At 30.2% G+C, this 18,458-nt stretch carries 23 protein-coding genes and 1 other RNA gene; 5 read left to right on the top strand and 19 right to left on the bottom strand.

The window, feature by feature from the left end; all coding sequences use genetic code 11:
• Positions 1-4 precede the first annotated feature (4 nt).
• The 8 genes from ffs to hdrC all read right to left on the bottom strand — a co-directional run bounded on the left by ffs (position 5) and on the right by hdrC (position 5,468).
• Positions 5-320, bottom strand: an RNA gene (gene ffs / locus IJ258_RS03620) — signal recognition particle sRNA.
• Between the two features lie 165 nt (positions 321-485).
• Complete coding sequence (locus IJ258_RS03615) at positions 486-875, bottom strand: CBS domain-containing protein (protein WP_292803057.1); 390 nt, start codon at positions 873-875, stop codon at positions 486-488.
• A complete protein-coding gene (locus tag IJ258_RS03610; protein ID WP_292803054.1) occupies positions 856-1,767 on the bottom strand; it encodes a 2-phosphoglycerate kinase in 912 nt (303 codons plus the stop codon). The genes IJ258_RS03615 and IJ258_RS03610 overlap by 20 nt, the downstream gene beginning before the upstream one ends.
• A gap of 114 nt (positions 1,768-1,881) precedes the next feature.
• The gene (locus IJ258_RS03605; protein ID WP_292803051.1) at positions 1,882-2,568 is read right to left on the bottom strand and encodes a metallophosphoesterase; all 687 of its coding nucleotides are present in this window, start codon (positions 2,566-2,568) and stop codon (positions 1,882-1,884) included.
• A gap of 14 nt (positions 2,569-2,582) precedes the next feature.
• Positions 2,583-3,113, bottom strand: a complete 531-nt coding sequence (locus tag IJ258_RS03600) for a DUF2096 domain-containing protein (protein ID WP_292803048.1) — start codon at positions 3,111-3,113, stop codon at positions 2,583-2,585.
• Complete coding sequence (locus IJ258_RS03595) at positions 3,110-3,376, bottom strand: DUF749 domain-containing protein (protein ID WP_292803045.1); 267 nt, start codon at positions 3,374-3,376, stop codon at positions 3,110-3,112. Before IJ258_RS03595 ends, IJ258_RS03600 begins: the two co-directional genes overlap by 4 nt.
• 193 nt (positions 3,377-3,569) lie before the next feature.
• Positions 3,570-4,466, bottom strand: coding sequence for a CoB--CoM heterodisulfide reductase subunit B (hdrB, locus tag IJ258_RS03590; RefSeq protein ID WP_292803042.1), 897 nt, complete (start codon positions 4,464-4,466; stop codon positions 3,570-3,572).
• 21 nt (positions 4,467-4,487) lie between these two features.
• Complete coding sequence (gene hdrC, locus IJ258_RS03585) at positions 4,488-5,468, bottom strand: CoB--CoM heterodisulfide reductase subunit C (protein ID WP_292803039.1); 981 nt, start codon at positions 5,466-5,468, stop codon at positions 4,488-4,490.
• Between the two features lie 183 nt (positions 5,469-5,651).
• Between hdrC and IJ258_RS03580 the strand changes: the two genes are divergently transcribed.
• Positions 5,652-6,395, top strand: a complete 744-nt coding sequence (locus IJ258_RS03580) for an archaeosine tRNA-ribosyltransferase (protein WP_292803036.1) — start codon at positions 5,652-5,654, stop codon at positions 6,393-6,395.
• Here IJ258_RS03580 and IJ258_RS03575 read toward each other — a convergent pair.
• From IJ258_RS03575 to IJ258_RS03555, 5 genes are all read right to left on the bottom strand, one after another.
• Positions 6,387-6,809 (bottom strand): hypothetical protein, encoded by a 423-nt coding sequence (locus tag IJ258_RS03575; RefSeq protein WP_292803033.1) that lies wholly within the window; start codon positions 6,807-6,809, stop codon positions 6,387-6,389. The genes IJ258_RS03580 and IJ258_RS03575 overlap by 9 nt on opposite strands.
• Before the next feature lie 3 nt (positions 6,810-6,812).
• A complete protein-coding gene (locus IJ258_RS03570) occupies positions 6,813-7,727 on the bottom strand; it encodes a hypothetical protein (RefSeq protein WP_292803030.1) in 915 nt (304 codons plus the stop codon).
• Positions 7,728-7,827: 100 nt separating this feature from the next.
• The gene (locus IJ258_RS03565; RefSeq protein WP_292803027.1) at positions 7,828-7,983 is read right to left on the bottom strand and encodes a hypothetical protein; all 156 of its coding nucleotides are present in this window, start codon (positions 7,981-7,983) and stop codon (positions 7,828-7,830) included.
• Between the two features lie 212 nt (positions 7,984-8,195).
• Complete coding sequence (locus tag IJ258_RS03560; protein WP_292803023.1) at positions 8,196-8,639, bottom strand: GNAT family N-acetyltransferase; 444 nt, start codon at positions 8,637-8,639, stop codon at positions 8,196-8,198.
• Between the two features lie 9 nt (positions 8,640-8,648).
• Positions 8,649-8,999: a hypothetical protein gene (locus tag IJ258_RS03555; RefSeq protein WP_292803020.1), complete on the bottom strand. Its 351-nt coding sequence runs from the start codon at positions 8,997-8,999 to the stop codon at positions 8,649-8,651.
• A 226-nt stretch (positions 9,000-9,225) separates the two neighbouring features.
• Here IJ258_RS03555 and IJ258_RS03550 point away from each other — a divergent pair, with 226 nt between their 5' ends.
• Positions 9,226-10,161: a 3-hydroxyacyl-CoA dehydrogenase gene (locus tag IJ258_RS03550; protein WP_292803017.1), complete on the top strand. Its 936-nt coding sequence runs from the start codon at positions 9,226-9,228 to the stop codon at positions 10,159-10,161.
• Positions 10,162-10,171: 10 nt separating this feature from the next.
• Here the strand turns inward: IJ258_RS03550 and IJ258_RS03545 are convergent, their stop codons facing one another.
• Entirely contained in the window at positions 10,172-10,627 is a 456-nt protein-coding gene (locus IJ258_RS03545; protein ID WP_292803015.1) for a MarR family winged helix-turn-helix transcriptional regulator, read from the bottom strand.
• A 479-nt stretch (positions 10,628-11,106) separates the two neighbouring features.
• Positions 11,107-11,898: a diphthine synthase gene (gene dph5, locus IJ258_RS03540; protein ID WP_292803013.1), complete on the bottom strand. Its 792-nt coding sequence runs from the start codon at positions 11,896-11,898 to the stop codon at positions 11,107-11,109.
• A 35-nt stretch (positions 11,899-11,933) separates the two neighbouring features.
• Here dph5 and IJ258_RS03535 point away from each other — a divergent pair, with 35 nt between their 5' ends.
• Positions 11,934-12,935 (top strand): class I SAM-dependent methyltransferase family protein, encoded by a 1,002-nt coding sequence (locus tag IJ258_RS03535; protein ID WP_292803011.1) that lies wholly within the window; start codon positions 11,934-11,936, stop codon positions 12,933-12,935.
• On the opposite strand, the gene IJ258_RS03530 is transcribed toward IJ258_RS03535, so the two are convergent.
• The 4 genes from IJ258_RS03530 to IJ258_RS03515 form a co-directional block, all read right to left on the bottom strand.
• Positions 12,932-14,242 (bottom strand): hypothetical protein, encoded by a 1,311-nt coding sequence (locus tag IJ258_RS03530; RefSeq protein WP_292803008.1) that lies wholly within the window; start codon positions 14,240-14,242, stop codon positions 12,932-12,934. The two genes, IJ258_RS03535 and IJ258_RS03530, sit on opposite strands and share 4 nt — an antisense overlap.
• A 59-nt stretch (positions 14,243-14,301) precedes the next feature.
• Positions 14,302-14,628 carry a hypothetical protein gene (locus IJ258_RS03525; RefSeq protein ID WP_292803005.1) on the bottom strand — a complete coding sequence of 109 codons (327 nt, stop codon included), beginning with the start codon at positions 14,626-14,628 and terminating at the stop codon, positions 14,302-14,304.
• A 178-nt stretch (positions 14,629-14,806) separates the two neighbouring features.
• Entirely contained in the window at positions 14,807-15,736 is a 930-nt protein-coding gene (gene mtnA, locus IJ258_RS03520) for an S-methyl-5-thioribose-1-phosphate isomerase (protein WP_292803002.1), read from the bottom strand.
• A gap of 250 nt (positions 15,737-15,986) precedes the next feature.
• Positions 15,987-16,907 (bottom strand): manganese-dependent inorganic pyrophosphatase, encoded by a 921-nt coding sequence (locus tag IJ258_RS03515; RefSeq protein ID WP_292802999.1) that lies wholly within the window; start codon positions 16,905-16,907, stop codon positions 15,987-15,989.
• Positions 16,908-17,104: 197 nt separating this feature from the next.
• On the opposite strand from IJ258_RS03515, the gene IJ258_RS03510 reads away from it, so the two are divergent.
• Entirely contained in the window at positions 17,105-17,971 is an 867-nt protein-coding gene (locus IJ258_RS03510) for a hypothetical protein (protein WP_292802996.1), read from the top strand.
• A gap of 226 nt (positions 17,972-18,197) precedes the next feature.
• Positions 18,198-18,458, top strand: a 261-nt coding sequence (locus IJ258_RS03505) for a helix-turn-helix domain-containing protein (protein WP_292802993.1), incomplete at its 3' end; no start/stop codon positions are given.

Below are 18,458 nucleotides of genomic sequence, written 5' to 3'. Positions count from 1 at the left end.
TCATTAAATGGCATGTTCAAAAGTGGACTAATCTCAAAAATACAAGTGATCTAGAAAACCCAACTCCACCCCGGGATTCTACAAGCATTGAATGTTAACAGTAGAGCTGCTCCCTTCCGGGCCTGACCCATTCCCATATTAGAGATGACTAGTCTTTACCCTCCAGTAAAAACTTCATCACCACCAATCCTGCAGGACGAGGTTTCTATGTTGTTTTTAATAGGCTTATATTCTCTTAAAAAGCCGCCTTTTGAACTTCAACTGCACCAAAGGGGGTGTGTGCTTACAGAGGACCCCTAACCCTCCAGTCTAGCCAAACAATATATTTGATTTTAATATTATATAAATGTTAGTGAAAAATTGACAGTTAACCAGTTAAAACTTAAAAAAAATAATTATAAAACTTATTCTAGAAAAAATAAATTTTTACAGTAACTGCCTAAAAAAACTTAAATTTTAAAAAAAAAGTAAAAAATAATGAAATATTAAAATATTTCCTGAATAATATCTCCATCAGAAATAATTCCAACTAATTCTTCCCCATCAACAACAGGAAGTTGATTTAGAATACCTGAAGATGAAGTACCCTCTTTCATAACTTTAATAGCAGTTTCAAGAGTGTCATCAGGAGAAATAGTGACAACTGAAGTAATCATAATTTCTTCAACACTAGTGCCTAATTCATACTTATCTAGAATCAAATTATGTCCAACATCAGTTGCAGTTATAATTCCAATCAATTTTCCGTCCTCAACAACTGGAAGAGAACTAATTTTATATTCCATTAATTTTTCAAATGCATTTACAACATCAATGTCTGAAGTAGTTGTTATTATTTCAGTAGTCATGATGTCTTTAACTTTCTTGTTCAACATTGTTTATACCACCAAATTTTTCAAGAATATCCTCTACCATAATATCTATGGTCTCGTTAATTTCCACATTATTAATTATACGAGTATCGTGAATTTTTGCCTGTTCAACTAAAAATCTTTGAGTTTTTCTAATTGTTCCAAAATTTTCCATATACCTTTCAAGTGACCTTTTTACCCATGGTTGTCTGCATCTTGAATAGAATCTTTGCTTATGGGCTTCTTCATCATCAACAGTCAAAGTGAAAATAATAATATTATTGTTTTCCATCAAATCCCTTCTGATGAATCCCGGGACCACATGGACCCCCTCGATAATTGTACTTATTCCTTCTTTAACCGAACGCTCAATAATTGCTTCAATACCTACATTTACAACATCAACATGACTGATAAATCCCTCAATAACAGAATCTATTCTAATAGAAGGTGTTCGTATACTTTCATAAGCATCAAAACTAGATTTGTGAATAACTGGACTTAACTCTTTTGAGACTATTTTCCGCATTACTTCACGAATCATATCTGTACTAATAAGATTTTTTAATCTTAATCTGTTTGCAAGTTCGAATGCCATAGAAGAAGTTCCTACACCAGAAGCTCCTCCAATTAATATGATTAAAGGTTTTTTGGATGTTCTTAAAGATCGCCAATGTTGATATTTTACAGCAATTTTAGGATCAATATTCCCTAAATGATTCAAAACAACATCAGCCAAATCTGAATTTGAAATTTCAGTAACATTGCTCCTAATCAAATCAGCTTCAATATCACTAGCAATATCATATGCCCTTTCTGTTCCGATATCTGCTACATTAAGAGAACGGGACATGATTCCTTTAGAAAAGGGCTCTTTATACATTTTGCCATCTACATCACCAGTAACCCAAATCATAATATCACATTTAAAATTACTAAATAATTATCTAAAATTAATATTAAATAAAAGTTGTTATTTGATTTTGAACAAAAATAAACAAAAATAGAAAAAAATAGAGAATAATTGAAATTATTCTAATGAAATAATATCTATATCATAATTTGAGCCGTCTTTAACATCAATTAAAACAGCACCATTGTCTTTAAGCATTCCAGGGTTTGCCACATCAGTAGTTTTTCCAATTTTACTTAAAGATTTTGCTTCGTGAATATGTCCACATAAATTGATTTGAGGTTCAAATTCGTGAATGGATTTTAAAATTCCCGGACTGCCTACATGTTCTCCATTTTCAACTCTATCTGCTGCAGTATTGAATGGAGGTGCATGAGTAACTAAGATTTTTACTTTAGGCACATCAGAATTATAAACATAATCATAATTAGCTAATAAATCATAAACTTGCCTATATATCTTATCATCATCCATTTCACCAGGTGTATCAAATGGGGTCGGATTAGATCCACCAAAACCAAATAATATAGCATCACCATATGCGATAATATTATTATGAAGACAGAAGGAAACATCATTAATTGCATTACAAATTCCATTAGGGTCACAATTACCTGGAATTGCAATTACGTCCACTCCGCAATCTGCTACTTTATTAATAAAAGTTTCAACAAATTCAAGAGGTCCGAAATCAGTAATATCCCCTAAAATTAAAACCAAATCCACATCATTATTATTTAAATAGGTATATAGATTTTCATTTTCTTCTCCATGAACATCACTAATAGCTAATATTTTAACCATATTACCACCTTTAATCATTGTTCTAAAAAGAATGATCCCATTTCTTTTAGTCCAATTTTGAGATCTTCTTTATCACCATGTAATTCAACAGTCACATCATCATTAAATTCTATGATAAGTCCGTGCCACTCTGCAATTTCTTGAACTCTTTCTTCAGCTAAAGGCACTTTTAAGTTAATCCTACCAGTTGTCAAACCTGGAGGTGCATTTACTAAAAATTTTGATCGAGAATCTGCAAACTCAAATACTTTTTTACCTTGCATGACCTGCTTTAATAAGTCAAGCCAATAATCAGCATACTCTTCGCCTTCTTTTTCTTCCGCTATTGTTAAAAGAGTCCCTTGAATATTATTTAAAGACATTTCTGCTTTTGCCAAACCATTAATCAATTCTGGATGGGTAGGATCTCTATGATATGAACTAATTGAAGACCTAATTAATCCCATCTCAGGGTTAATTCCAGAAGGGATTTCATGTCCCCTTTTAGTTAAATCTTTTAATAGATTATTAAGAACTAACCAATTTTGTTCAGATGGCAAACTCATAAATGTCCACCTAAGATTTTTAAAGTAGTATGATTGATTTTTGCATCAGCGTCTTTTAATTCATTTTCAATTTCACTAGTGCTTTTGTAAGAATCTAAGAATAATACATGATGAGTAGTAGTACCTGCAATGTTTAAAATTGCAATTTCATCATTAGGTTTAATTTCTCTTTTATCAATAGTTGCTTTAAACTGAACATAACGTTCATATTCTTCTGGAAGGTCTGAATATTTAAATATACCATCTAATGTTGCTACAAACATAATTACACCTCTTATATTTATATCAGTTTACTTTATTTAATTACTAGTATATAAACATGATTACGAATTATTCGTATCAATACAAACAAAAAAAAGATTTATAAAAAAAATAGTTATCTGAAAAGATAACTACTCCGAACTGTGTTTTCAGTGCCTAAAAAAATAAAAAAGATAAGGAAATTAATCCTTAAACTTATTCAGCGTTTTCTCCTAATGCTTTTTTAATAGCAGGAGTTGCGTCAATTTTTTGAGCATCGAAAGTTAATTCATCAGCAGATAATCCCATAGCTAATCCGTATAATTGAGCTAAGTGGAATACTGGTAAAGCAAAATCAGTTCCGTATCTTTCGTTTACTTCAGTTTGACCTTGGTCAAATTGCATGTGACAGAAAGGACATACGTTAACAATTGCATCTACACCTGCTTCAGTCATGTGGTCGAGTTTTTCTTTAGTGAAACTAGTAGTTACATCTAAATCTCTTGCTCTTAAACCTCCACCTGCACCACAGCACATCATTTTGTCTTTGTAATCAACAGATTTAGCACCAGTGATTTCTACAAGTTCATCTAAAATAGATGGGTTTTCAGCTTGATCTTCGATACCAATAGTTTTAGTAGGTTTTAAGAAGTGGCAACCATAGTGTACAGCAACATTTAAGTCTAATGGTTTTTCAATAATGCTTGCTAATTTTTCAAATCCTACATCATCTTTTAAAATTTGAGCAAAGTGTTTTACATTAGTAGTTCCTTTGTATTCTCTACCAATTTCTGCTAAGTTAGCGTTAATTTTTTCTCTTTTTTCAGCGTCTTCTTTTAAAATATGATTACATTCGAATAATGAACCGAAACATCCATTACATTCGGTCATGATGTCAGCACCCATATCTTCAGCAAGAGTTAAGTTACGTGCTGCGATAGTAGCCCAGGTTTCTTCATCAAAAGATCCGAATACACCAGGAGCAGGACAACAGGATGCTCCTTCCATATCTTTTAATTCAATATCTAATGCTTCAAATAATTTTCTGGTAGCTTTTTCAACACCAGGGTAACGGTTGTTCATAATACAACCTAAGAAATATGCGATTTCCATATTATAACTCTCCTCATAAATCTATTCTTTTAATCCGCCGGTTGCTTCATCGTAACCGATTAATTCATCAAATGCGGTAATTTTACATAATTTTTGTACTTCTTCTAATGCTTCAGGATAAGCGTGAGTTGTAGGTGGTACTTCAGGAAGACCAATTTTGGTTCTTAAAGCTTTAGCAGCATCGTTAATAGGTACTGCGTGACCAGTATTAATTACGAATACACCAGTCATTTTGTGAGGTTTTGCCATGTAACCTGCATGTGCAGCAATATTACGTGCTTTTTTGATAATTTCTACAATTTTAACGCTTCTGAGACATCTTTCTTGACAAGTGTAACAAGTAGTACACATCCATAAAGCGTCGTCAGAAATTACTTCTTCTTTTAATCCTAATAAACATTTTCTGACAATTTGTCTTACTTTGTAAGGAGTTCTTCTTCCAGATGGACAACTACCACTACAGGTACCACATTGGAAACAGTGTTTTACAGTTTCAATACCTGCATCAATAAATTCAGCAGTGAAATCTGGGTCACGGTTACTATCATTTAATAATTCTTTATCAGTCAATAAAGTCATTTTATCTCTCTCTGTATCTTTATTTTTTAAATCTTGTTCAACTTCCTCAACATCTTCTTCAATTTCTTCATCTTCTACAGTTTCAGCTTCAACAGAAACTTCTTCTGCCACTTCAACTTCTTCCACAATTTCTTCAGATGAATCATCACTAGTTTCTAAAACTTCTTCAGTAGTTTCTTCAACTTGATCTTTTGAAGGTTCGATGTCTTCTTCAGAAGTTAAATCCTCAGTACTGTCTTCAGAATCAACAGAAACTTCTTCTTCCAATGGTTCAGTCTCTTTTTCTTCATCAGAAACAGTAACACTTACATTTTTTGAAGATGTAACTTGGACATCATCAGATGTGTTTGATACATCAGTATTGATGCCACTTTCTTCATTGTCACCTTTAAACAAGGATTTAAGACGATTTATTATAGACATTGAAAACACACCTCGGATTATCATCAGATTATTTCCTCAAATCCATACTAATATTCTTTAAAAGACCATATATAAAGCTTACTAAATTTTTGATAAGTGTAATCATAAAGATTACACAAAATGAAAAATTTATATAAACCTAAAAAATCTATATTTAAATAAGAACAAAAAAGGAAGAAGCAAATGAGAAAAAAATTTGAAATAAAATCACATGACGGACCCGGAAGAATAGGTAAAATAAATGATGAAATAACACCAAAATTATTCGACAAAAATGAATTAAAAATTGCACCAAATCAGGGATCCGCACATAATGTTGACCGTGAAATCGCTGAATTCAATGTAAAAGAAACCTTAAGACTTGCAAAAGAAAATGTGGAAAAATGTGATGTTGCAGTCATACAAGGTTCAAAATACATCGATTTGCGAGTAAATTGTTTAAAGAACCTAGAAAAAATTGGATACAATGGATTTATCATAGCAAATGGAGACGCATTACTAACAAATCCAAAAGAACTCGTTGAAATAATAGTTTCACTTAAAAAAGAAGCTGAAAAAAGCAGTTATTTTATTTTTCCATTTACAGAAATATCATTTATGCCTATATTAACCTATATGGGAATTGACGGATTTTTAACAGATAGCGCCAACTATTACAGTCATTTGAATGTGCTTCAAACACCAACAAAAGCCTATGATTTAAATACCTATAAAATTTATGAAAATATTTCTCAAAAGGAATTGGAAAACAAAAATATTGAAAATATGGAATTCGTAATCAAAGAAATCCATGCACACATGAAAAATAAATCATTGAGAAATCTTGTGGAAGAAAGGTCCGGCACAACCCCTCAAAACATTTCCACATTAAAAATTTTAGACAGAACCCAAATGGATTATCTGCTTGAATACACTCAGCTATTCTAAAATTTTAAATGAATCGATAATGTTTTTGAATTCTCCTTCAGACTCACCGGAAATGTCTAAAGTTCTTAATTCAAAAATATAAATATTTTTTTGTTCAATGAAAACATAAGTGTGGATGTCAAAATTAATTTCAGGAGTGTCCATATTGGCATGAAGTTTGATTGCATCCATATCCGCTATTTTTACAAAATCAGATGCTAATATAACTCCACCGTCATCAGAAATGGCATCTTCCATGAATATTTTATAATCATCTAAATTGGTTGCTGTTGGAAACATTACTGCATTGATTAAATTATCCTGACCTTTAGACAAAGTAGCTATACAATCTGGATTTGAAAGAATGTCTGCTTTTTCAACCTCCCAAAAGTCAGGGTATTCGAAAGTGATTTTACCTGTGTTGAATGTTTTCATGAATTATTCCTCATCCTTTGTTGAAACATCAATTGTTTCAGGAGCCTCTTCCAATGTGTCAATGTATTTGGAGAATGGTTCTGGAAGTTTTGGCATCACTTCTTTTAAAATTTCTGCAGCATCAAGTTCCAATGCCTGACCTGAAAGCAAATGATTGACATCAAAGTCAAAATCAAATGGTTTAAGCAAATCATCAGTAGGTACTCTTAAGTTAATTTTCTTTTTGTTTAATATCATTTTAAGAGTGCTTGTATTTCTAATCTGCTCATTCATATCTTCAACTGTACTTTTTATATCATATGCAATAGCTTTATTCTTCTCATTCACATCATGTTTAGCTTTTTCTACAGATTTGTTCAAATCAGATATAAGCAATGCATTCCTTCTATTGATATTGTCCCTAGCTTCATCAATGACAACATTAATTGCATTTAAAATAGATTTATTGAGTTCCACATTATAAGCTAAAATCATCTTATTTTTGTAATCCAATTCTTTAAAAATAGCTACTCTTTCATCATTGATTTGTTTGTTTTCTTTATTTAACTCATGAATTTCATCTTTAGCTTTTAAAAGTTCATCTTTATAGTTGACTTCATCTTTAAGAGAATCGACATCTTCAAAAAATGAAGACTTTAATGTCTGTATTTGAGCTTCCAATTCCTTAATTTCAGCATCTTTAGCTTCAATAATATGATAAAATTCATCAAGTCTTTCATCGGAAAACTGATTGTCAATTAATTTTTGATAATCTTCCTGAGATAATACTTTTACCAAATCATCATCTTCAAAAGGATCCTCTTTTTTAAGACTGACCTGCTTTTGTTTGGATTCTTTTTCAACAGAGTTACCATCTTTGTCTTTACTGGTATACTTTTTAGTATACACCCGTACTGTTCTAAATTCATCACTTTCCATTATTGACACCACTCTATATTTATAAGTTTGATTAGTTTTTAGTTAAATAGTTAATCATTATTTTCAGTTAAAAAAATAAAAAAAGAAGAAAATAATTTTACTATCTAGCTTCTTTTTCCATCCATAATAACATTGCTTCTTCAATTGCTTTAGAGTACCAACCTGTTTTGAACAACATTTTATTTGAAGCCAATTTGCGAAAGTTCAAGTCAATGTCATTATTGATGCTAATTGTAACACGTCTGTTTTGAGTCATATAATTAAATTGTTTAAACTAGTTTATAAATGTATTAGTCTTCTCTCAGGTCATTTTAATAAGTTTTTAGAAATATTGAAATTTCCCCACAACAACCATATTTATATGACATTGTTTTAAAGATTTTAAGGAATTAAAATCAAGAAAAAAATAATTAATTAAAACGAATGAAATTAAAAATGAAATTTGAACATTGATTAGATACATTAAAATCAAACTTCATACAAAAATTCAAAATGTTCAATACCATCTTCCAAATAGACATCAGAAACTTTCTTAAATCCCAAATTGCTATAAAAATCGATTAGATAAGCTTGCCCTGAAAGTCGGATTTTATCTTTTTTCAACTCTTCAATAATAAATTTTATAGCATTTTTCATCATGGTTTTTGAAATACCTTGTCCTCGGTAAGTCTTTTTAACGACAACTCTTCCAATTGACATTTCATCATAGGAAACATTTTCAGGAATGATTCTTGAAACAGCAATAACCTCCCCACCATCTTCCAAAAACAAATGATATGAACACTTATCCTTATCATCCAAATCCTGATAAGGACAATTCTGTTCAACAACAAATACTTCAGCACGCAATTTTAGTATCCCATACAATTCATCTGTTGATAATTCATCAAACTTCTTTAACTTCCATTTCATCAACATCACCTAATCCAAAGGAAGATGTTTGGTTTTAACTTTATTTTTTAACCCTTCCAACTCATCAGAAATTATAAATACCTTTTTGCCATCAATATATGTCGTATAGCTCCATCCATCACCATATTCAGAGATTTTATAATTCCCTTCGGCGATTTCATGATTTTCAATTAATTGAGAATCATTTTGAGCAACTTCAATATTACATCCATTGTTTAATTCATTAATTGCTAAGAAAAAGCCTCTGAATTTCGGATTGCCCATTTGACCTTGAATATAACAATTCATGACAACATTCAAATCCATATTCAGATTTAATGCAGCTTTACAAATGGATTCATGTTTTTTATATTCAAACAAAATCCTCAGTAAATATTTTTCAACATAATTAAATGGATAAATGTTGGATTTTAATTGATGATTAATTAAAACTGATTTTAGAGCATTATTCCTTTCAAGTAAATTATTTAATACATTTTCACTTCCCATCATTTATATTTTGAAATTTAAACCTTAATATATTTAAGTAATCAAAGCCAAAATAGTATACAAGTAAACTAATTTAGTTTACATGAGGTGTATAAAAATGAGCATAAAAAAAGTTGTAGTAGCTGGAGGAGGAGTACTTGGAAGTCAAATTGCCCTTCAAAGTGCTTACTGTGGATTTGATGTTACAATCTGGCTTAGAAGTGAAGGATCAATTGAAAGAGCTAAACCTAAACTTGAAAGATTTAAAAACATCTATGTTGACACTCTTGAAGCGATGAAAACCGACGCAAGTGCTTACTGCAGAGGACTAGCTACAAAAACCGATTTAAGTGAAGAAGAACTCGATGAGTTAAAACAAAAAGCACAGGATGCATACGACAGCCTGACATTAACAACAAGTTATGAAGAAGCTGCAAAAGATGCAGACCTAATCATCGAAGCTATTGCTGAAAATCCAGAACAGAAAATTGCATTTTACACTGAACTTGCAAAGTATATGGATGAAAAAACCATACTAGTAACCAACTCTTCAACATTATTGCCATCCATGTTTGCAGAATATACTGGAAGACCTGAAAAATACCTTTCACTTCACTTTGCAAACACCATTTGGGCAAACAATACTGCTGAAGTAATGGGACACCCCGGAACTGAACAAGAATACTACGATAAAGTAGTTAAATTCGCTGAAGACATTAATATGATTCCTTTAAAGCTTAAAAAAGAGCAACCAGGATACATATTAAACTCACTTTTAGTTCCGTTCCTAAATGCGGGTCAGGCATTGCTTGCAAATGATGTTGCAGACCATGAAACAATTGATAAGACATGGATGTTGGCTACTGGAGCACCTGCAGGACCATTCCACATTTTAGATATTGTAGGACTCACCACAGCATACAATATTGTTATCATGAAACCTGAAGCACAAGATCCGGAAACTACCCCTGGAAAAATAGCTAAAATGCTTAAAGAAAAAATCGATAAAGGTGAAACTGGTATTAACGCAGGAAAAGGATTTTACGAATATTAAAAATCCTTTTTTATTCTTTTTTTAAATTCAAATCAATTGCTTTTAAAGTCAGCTCATTAAAAATTTCCATAAATTCAGGATTTAACTCACTGAGTCCCATTTTTGTTTCCCACTCACTGTTAATTTCATACAGAACAGGAATAAATTTTTCACCTTTTTCAGTTAGTTTTAATAGATAATGTCTCCGGTCTTTAGATGATTTTTCACGAGTTATCCAACCGCAGTTTTCCAATTTCTTAACCGCCTTGGTTATTGCACCTTTTGTTAAATATAATCCCTGAACTAAATCATTCTGATTTAATTCATGACCCTCATGAATCATCAGGATACATAAAGCTTGAATTAGACTCAAATCATATTTTAAAAGTTCATCATTGAGATATTTTTTATGGTTTTTATGGAAAATGAATAGGATATCCCCCAATCTGTTCGATTCATAAAAACCCATTGTTTTTTCATATTTCATTAATAATTAATTTGTTTTAAAGATTAATAAATATAATATCGACATAATCATTCATTCATGTCTACTGGAAATGATTACTCCACAATCAATCATAAAAATATGCATACTACAATTAAAATCATTGATTATCTTTTAAAATAGACTAACTTCGGTAAAAAGAAAATCAAAAATAAAAGAAATAAAATTGTTTAATAATATTATCAAAAAATAGAAATAAAATTAAATTTTAATTAAAAATTACAAAAAAACATGATTTTATGAAAAAAATAATTAAACAATGTATAAAAATTAAAATAAAATTCTGAAAAATCAAATAAAAACTTTTATATATAATAAAAATATAACTAATAAACGATGTGAAATGAATTTCATGTCTTGATGAACATCAGTCAAACATTTTATAATCTCCAAAATGATAGAATATGTTCATAGGAAGTAGAAAAACACCTACTTCCCAACTCCCCCTTTAATTTTTAAACCTAAACATCATCAAGTATTTTGGAATCTGCTCCGGCAATTTCGACCAAGTATTCAGCTTCAACAATGTGAAGTTTGGCCGGAACGACAATACAATGAAGAGGACCTCCAAAGTCAAAATCAATTAATTCAGAGATTTTTCCTGCCTTAACAACAACATCACTTGAACCAACACGAGCAATACCCATAGCAAGTGTATCAGGAGTAATTAAACCCTCACGATCCAAATCTTCATGAATATTCAACAGATATTCCAAACCCTGATTAACAGTCATATATCTGTCTTTATGTGCCTGAATATCTAACAAAACCAGAGTATGCAAATCATTTTTAAGATTTTCCTCAATTGCCTCATAAGGAGATTTCGGATAAAAATTATAATCGGGAAATGGAATTGTAGTGACTTTTCCAAATTTATAACCCTGAAGACCGGAAATGGCCGGTGCTGAAGATAGAATCGATGAGCCATGAATCACTTCAAAATCAATTCCTTTTTTAGAGCATTGAACTAAAAAATCACTATGAGTTGTTGCAATTAAAGGATCTCCTCCAGTAATTAAAGCTATATCCTGAGTTTTAGCTTCATCTATAAACTTATGTTCTTCTTCAACTTCATTTCTTACCAAAACTTCAATTTTTTGACCTATCAACTCTTCAATAGCTTCAAAACTAGAACCGAATAACCTTGATGTGAAAAATTCGGCATAAATTTTATCAACATTTTTTAAACATTCCAATCCTTTAAGAGATATGTCTTTTTCATCAAATAATCCTAAACCCACTAAATAAAACATATACATTATATAATAATTTAAACATAATAAATTTTATGAAATGTGTAAAAGTTCCATTAAAACAATTAAATGATACACGTATAAATTTAATGGAAAAAGGATTAATGAGCATGGAATATAGAATAAAAGCATGCGATGATTTTGGATATATTCCCATAACTGAAGATATTGATGATTATACGATTGTAGATATTGAATTGGAACCTATGAAAAAAGTTCCACACAATTTTTCTGAATTGCTTGAAGATGAGTTAACCCATGATGAAATAGAAAACTTAAGAACCTCATTTGACACTATTGGAGATGTCGTAATATTGGAAATTCCTGAAAACTTGGAATCCAAAAAGCAAATCATTGGTGATGCGGCACTTGAATTTACAAAAAGAAAAGCGATTTACATGAAAAAAAGTGCAATAAAAGGCACAACAAGAGTGCGCGATTTGGAATTCCTATCTGGAGTCGATGATTCTATAACCATTCATAAGGAACATGGCGCCCGTTTAAAACTAGATGTTCGTCAAGTTTATTTTTCACCAAGACTTGCAACTGAAAGAAAGCGTGTGATGGAAAGTGTTAATGATGGTGAAAGAATATTGGATATGTTCTGTGGAATAGGCCCTTATCCAATCGTTATTGCTAAAAATAAAAATGTGGACATAACTGCAGTTGACATAAATAAATATGCGATTAAATATTTAGATGAAAATATTAAATTAAATAAGTTAAAAGGCAATATCACAACATACTGCGGAGATGTTCGCGAAGTTAGCGAATCATTTAAAACAAAATTTGATAGAATAATAATGAATCTTCCAGGTCTTGCATATACTTTCCTTGATGTTAGTGTTGATTTAATTGAAGATGGTGGAATAATTAATTATTATGAGTTTTCTGATTCATATGAAACTGGAATAAAACGATTAGAAAATGCATGTTCAAAAGCGGGAAAGCAAGCGGAAATCATTAATTGCAGAAAAGTCAAATCAACTTCCCCTGGCGAATGGCATATGGCGATAGATGGAAAAATTAACAGTTAACTTAATGACACATCACTGTCGTGAATCTCATTGCACAAATCTATAAATTCATACGCCTCCTCCAAATTATCAAAAAAATTCTGAGAGTAAACATGAATATTTTCAGATGCAAATTCCTGATAAATATTTTTTATTCTGGAATTATCAATTTTTTCAGAAATAACCAGTGACAAATCTCCTTCATTATTATCAAGGATTCTGGAAATTTCATTTTCATCATTTATCAAAACAGCATTTTTAAAAATAGGATTTTTAAAACTAATGACAGTATTACCCTCATTATTCAAGTCAGTGTCAAAAATCGCCTTTAAACCATTAACAAAATATTTTTCTCCAAATTCATCTATACAATAATTTTTTAGCTTTGATACCCTATTAGAATACTTATCATCATCCAGATAAGTGTCTAAAATATAATTAACAATATCATCAATATCTTTAAAAATAACCTCTTTTGGATAAACATATTCCACACCAGGCCAGTTTATTAATAGGCTTATGGTTGAATCTGCAAAAGCTTCAGTTGGAGATAAATGAGAGCCTTCAATATCACTTAAGGACAATACATATCCAATATTTTGAAACATCTCTTCACGGTTGACCCATCCATTATCAATAATATGAGTTTCAAGATCATTTTCCTGAATAAACTTATCACATTGATTAAAATAAGCAATTTGGTCATCATTATCCCTCCAATGCATTTCACTATAATCTTTCCCAAAAAGACATAATTTAAAATCGTCATACTCCCTTAATTTTTTCAGAATGTTTAAAGCTTTAAAATATCCTTTATAACTTGGAGCATAACCTACAAGAGCAATGTGCTTAGTATAATCATTATCTTTTAAACCGGAATAAATTGAAGTTTCAACAATGTTATTCAAAACAAACATCTTCTCCCGAGGGATTTTGAATACATTAGAAAAAATTTCAAGTAAAAAATAATTTATAGTTATTATTCCGCAAACATTGTCATAATTTATTAAATGACCATATTCCAACGTAATCTCATACCTATGAGCTCTAATAAATAATTTTTGACCATCAGAGACATTTTGTGAATACCACGGCACATAATATTCCATCCATTCACACAAAATAATGTCTGCCCATTTCAAAAAATCAATTGATTTTTTAGAAGCTTTCTGATTCCTATTCCAACCCCATTCATCAATTTTAATTTCATAATATTTTTCCAGATATTTAATTGCAGGAGTAATGAACTTTAAATCAACACCAACAATCAGCAGATGAGGTTTTTTATTTTTTGAGTTAAATAGATTTTTCAAATTATCTAAAAGCATTGATTACTAATTTATAATTAATCTTAAATAAAAATATGTTTTTAAAAAAATAGAATGAATTAGAACTGGATTCTATTACCAGTCCAATCATCATCAACATTAAACGGATTTAATTTCTTTTCGTCTTCAAGATATTGTTCCATATCCCTATATAATTTAACTCTGAAAATATCCGGATACGGAATGTATAACATATCCCCATTGTCACTAGTTTCTTTAACATATGTTTCTTCAAACTCAATGATAGAGTCATCCTCTTTGTTAAAATGATGAACCTCATTAGCACACAATATCTTAAAATGTACAAAATCATCCTTTAATAATTCTTTAACTAAATCTTTAATTAAAGGAGGATAATTATTAGCTTTATGACTTTTTATCTCCATATTATCTCTTCCTACCATATAATTAATAAAATGTTTGAAGTAATTTCTATTAAAAATTTTTGATTAGACTTCAAATTTTATTAAATGTTAAATATAGTTTATATTTGTTTGTTTAAATAATTTTTGTGAAAAATCATTCAATTTTACTACCTAGTAATTGAATTCACCAAAACTTTAGTTAAATCGGATCAATTATTCCTCTTTCTGTTATGATACCTGTGATTAATTCTTTAGGGGTGATATCGAATGCAGGATTGATTACTTCAGTTCCTTCAGGACAAATTCTTGCACCACCATAATATCTTACTTCATCACCATCCCTTTCTTCAATAATGGTATCATAAATATCAATATCATTATCAAATGTAGAGTATGGTGCTGCCACATAAAATGGAATATTATGATGTTTTGCAGCAAGTGCAACCATAAATGAACCTACCTTATTTACAACGCCCCCTTTTGCAATCCTATCTGCTCCTATGACAACTTTATCAATTTTTCCTTGCGACATCAAATATCCTGATGCAACATCCGGAATTAATTTTACAGGAATATTTTCCTGTTGCATTTCCCAAACACTTAAGCTTGCACCCTGTCCACGGGGACGTGTTTCATCACAAATCACATTAATATTTTTACCTGCATCTCGTGCTGCTCTAAAAACACCAAGGGCAGTACCATAGTCAACACAAGCCAAAGCCCCTGCATTGCAATGAGTTAAAACAGTGTCACCATCATTTATTACTTCAGCACCATATTTTCCGATAGCCCGGTTTGTTGCCATGTCTTCTTCATACATTTTTAGCGCTTCAGATAAAGCATCTTCGCTGTTGAGTACCCTATCAACTGCCCAAAATAAATTAACGGCAGTTGGTCTTGCAGCTTTAATTTCTTTTGCAGCTTTATTCAGGTCAATACCACCAATATCTGCCAATGCCATTCCAAATGCTGCTGATACCCCAATAGCAGGAGCGCCACGTACAGTCATATTTTTAATTGCTTCAATAACATCCTGATAATCCTCACAGTAAACATAAGTTAACTCATCAGGAAGTTTTCTTTGATCAATAAGTTTTAATTTATTATCTTCCCATTCCAGTGTTTTCATTTTAACACCTAATATTTCAAAAAAAGTATAAAAAATTGAAAGCATAATTAAGTGTTAGTTTCTAATTTTTGTTATGCAAAAATGCATAGAGTATTTATAATTATGCTTCCCGTCTAATTTAATATCCAAAAATGGATTGATTAGAGATGTATTTTAAATACATCTAATTAATACTTTTTCAATTATCATTTATAAACATTTATGAAAAACCATGAAAAAGAACCTTTTTTAGTTAAACCTAAAAATATATTTATGCGTTTTCAGTCATTATTGGCACTACTTGTTTTTTACGTGAAACAACACCCTCCAATAAAACAGTGTTATCTTCTAATGTAATTCCATAAGCCTTTTCAACTAAACTAGCATCCTTACCTAAAGCAATTACCTGAGAATTACTATTGACTATATCAGTAATTAAAAGCATGAATAAATCCAAATTTTCATCCTCAATTATTTTATTGATTCCTTCTTCAAGTTCATCCTTCATGGACATTACATCTGAAATATCTGCAGTATTTACTTGATTAACAATGGATTTCACATCTTTAAAATCAATCTGCTTAGCATCTAAAGCTAGGATTTCTTCAATTGAAAAACTACTTAAATCAGTACCTGCCTTAAGCATTTCCAAACCATATTCTTCTGCGTCAACTTCAGCAATTTTTGCAAGTTTTTCAACAGCAAACTTATCATCTTCAGTTGTTGTAGGAGATTTTAAAAGTAAAGTGTCTGAGATAATTGCAGACAACATCAATGTAGCAATCTCTTTAGAAATTTCAACATTATTTTCTTCATATAACTTGCATAAAATGGTTTCAGTACATCCTACCGGTTCAAATCTTAAAAACAAAGGATAAGATGTTTCCAGTGCTAACTTATGATGGTCAACAACTTTTAAGATATTCGCATTTTCAATATTGTCAACTGATTCTGAAGGGGAATTGTGATCCACCAAAATTACATTTGCCCCATCATCAACTGATTCTAAAAGTTCAGGAGCTTCAATTCCCAAATAATTTAAAATAAATTCAGTTTCCTTGTTAATATTACCTAATCTATAAGCTTTAGCATCAGTATTGCCCAATTCATTTTCTAAATTAGCCATAACAATACTTGATGTTATTGTATCACTATCAGGACTTTTATGTCCAAAAACATAAGTTTCTACCATAATATCATTTCCTCACATAATTATAAAAATTAAATCCAATTAATACTATCTTTTTCATCAATATTAAGGTTACTATATTCAAAAGTAATCTAAGTTGGTACATTTAAAAAATGTTAAAAAGGAACATAAATAATTTACATTTAATACAAAAATTTTTATAATATCTTGTTTAAAATAACAAAATAGAGGTTATTTTAATGCATACAAAAGATGTAACTATAATGATTAATAGTACTTTTTATGATATGATTGGTGAATATTACTATTTCATTAAAGAAATTTATCCGGAATTAGTAAAAATTTGCCAAAAACATAACATTAACATCAAATATCAGGACGTTGCCTATTCTGTGAAAAAAAAATCCAGAAATAATGAAATTATTCTTGAAGATTTAAGACATATTGATGCAGACAGAACTTTTTTTATTTGTTTTAGGGGTCAACAATTAGGTTGGAAACCAAATCCTGACGACATCAATAGATTAACATTAGGTGAATACCCTGAACTTGTAGATTACATTGGACGCGTTTCAATAACAGAATTAGTGATAATGCATGCATTAAAACCATTCGATAAAAGAATTAATGATGAAATTAAATCTCTCCCACCAGTCAAACATTCATTATTTTATTTAAGAAATGGAGGTTATGGTAAATATCTTAGCGATGCTCAAAAATTATATTATGGCAACGACTCAATAAATAATGACAAAGAAGTTAAAGATATGGAAATCGCTAAAGCCAAAGATTTAATTTATGAAATTAAAAATGAATTTGACGAAAATGATGATAAATCACGCATCAACATTAGACGCTATGATGGAATTTGGGATGACAATTTGAATTTAGAAGAACTATTCATCAAATATACTCAGGAATATTCCAAATTAATTGACACACCTCTTGATGACTATATAAAAGTACACAAAAATTATTTATGTGAAGATACACAGGGATGCTTTGGTAACTTTGAGTGTGAAAATAAAAGCCTAAAAGAAATCCTTATTGAAGACATCATCAATGAATTAAAATTAGAATTTCCGGAAAACTTTGGGAACATATAATAAATAAAACCAAAATATCTCCAATATATTATAGTACTTCTCTAAAAGTTTTTACCATTTAATTTTTGTATTTTGAGATTACTTTTCAGATGCTCTCTTTGGTTTTGTTTATATAGGTTATTTTAATTAAATAATATACATGTATTTTTTTTTTAGTGAAAAATATTAGTTTCTAAAAAAAAAGAAATTCTAGTTTAAAAAAAATAATGAAGGAGTTATTTTTTTTATGGTTAATGCTGTTAATAAAGGTTTAAAAGTGGAGATTCTTCCAGATAAAAACATGACACAGGTATTGAATCAAAATATTGGAAATGCTCGTTTTATTTGGAACAATATGCTTTCCAGATACAATTACTTATATAATTTGTTTTCATTTCATGGCTGTCCTTTAAATCCTAACATTAAAAATTTAAATGCTATTTTAAAGATGTTAAAACAGGAAAATAGTTTTTTACGTGAAGGAGAGTCCACCAGTCAGCAACAGGTA

Source organism: Methanobrevibacter sp., assembly GCF_017468685.1.
Lineage (GTDB): Archaea > Methanobacteriota > Methanobacteria > Methanobacteriales > Methanobacteriaceae > Methanocatella.
This window is presented reverse-complemented; position numbering and strand designations above follow the sequence as displayed.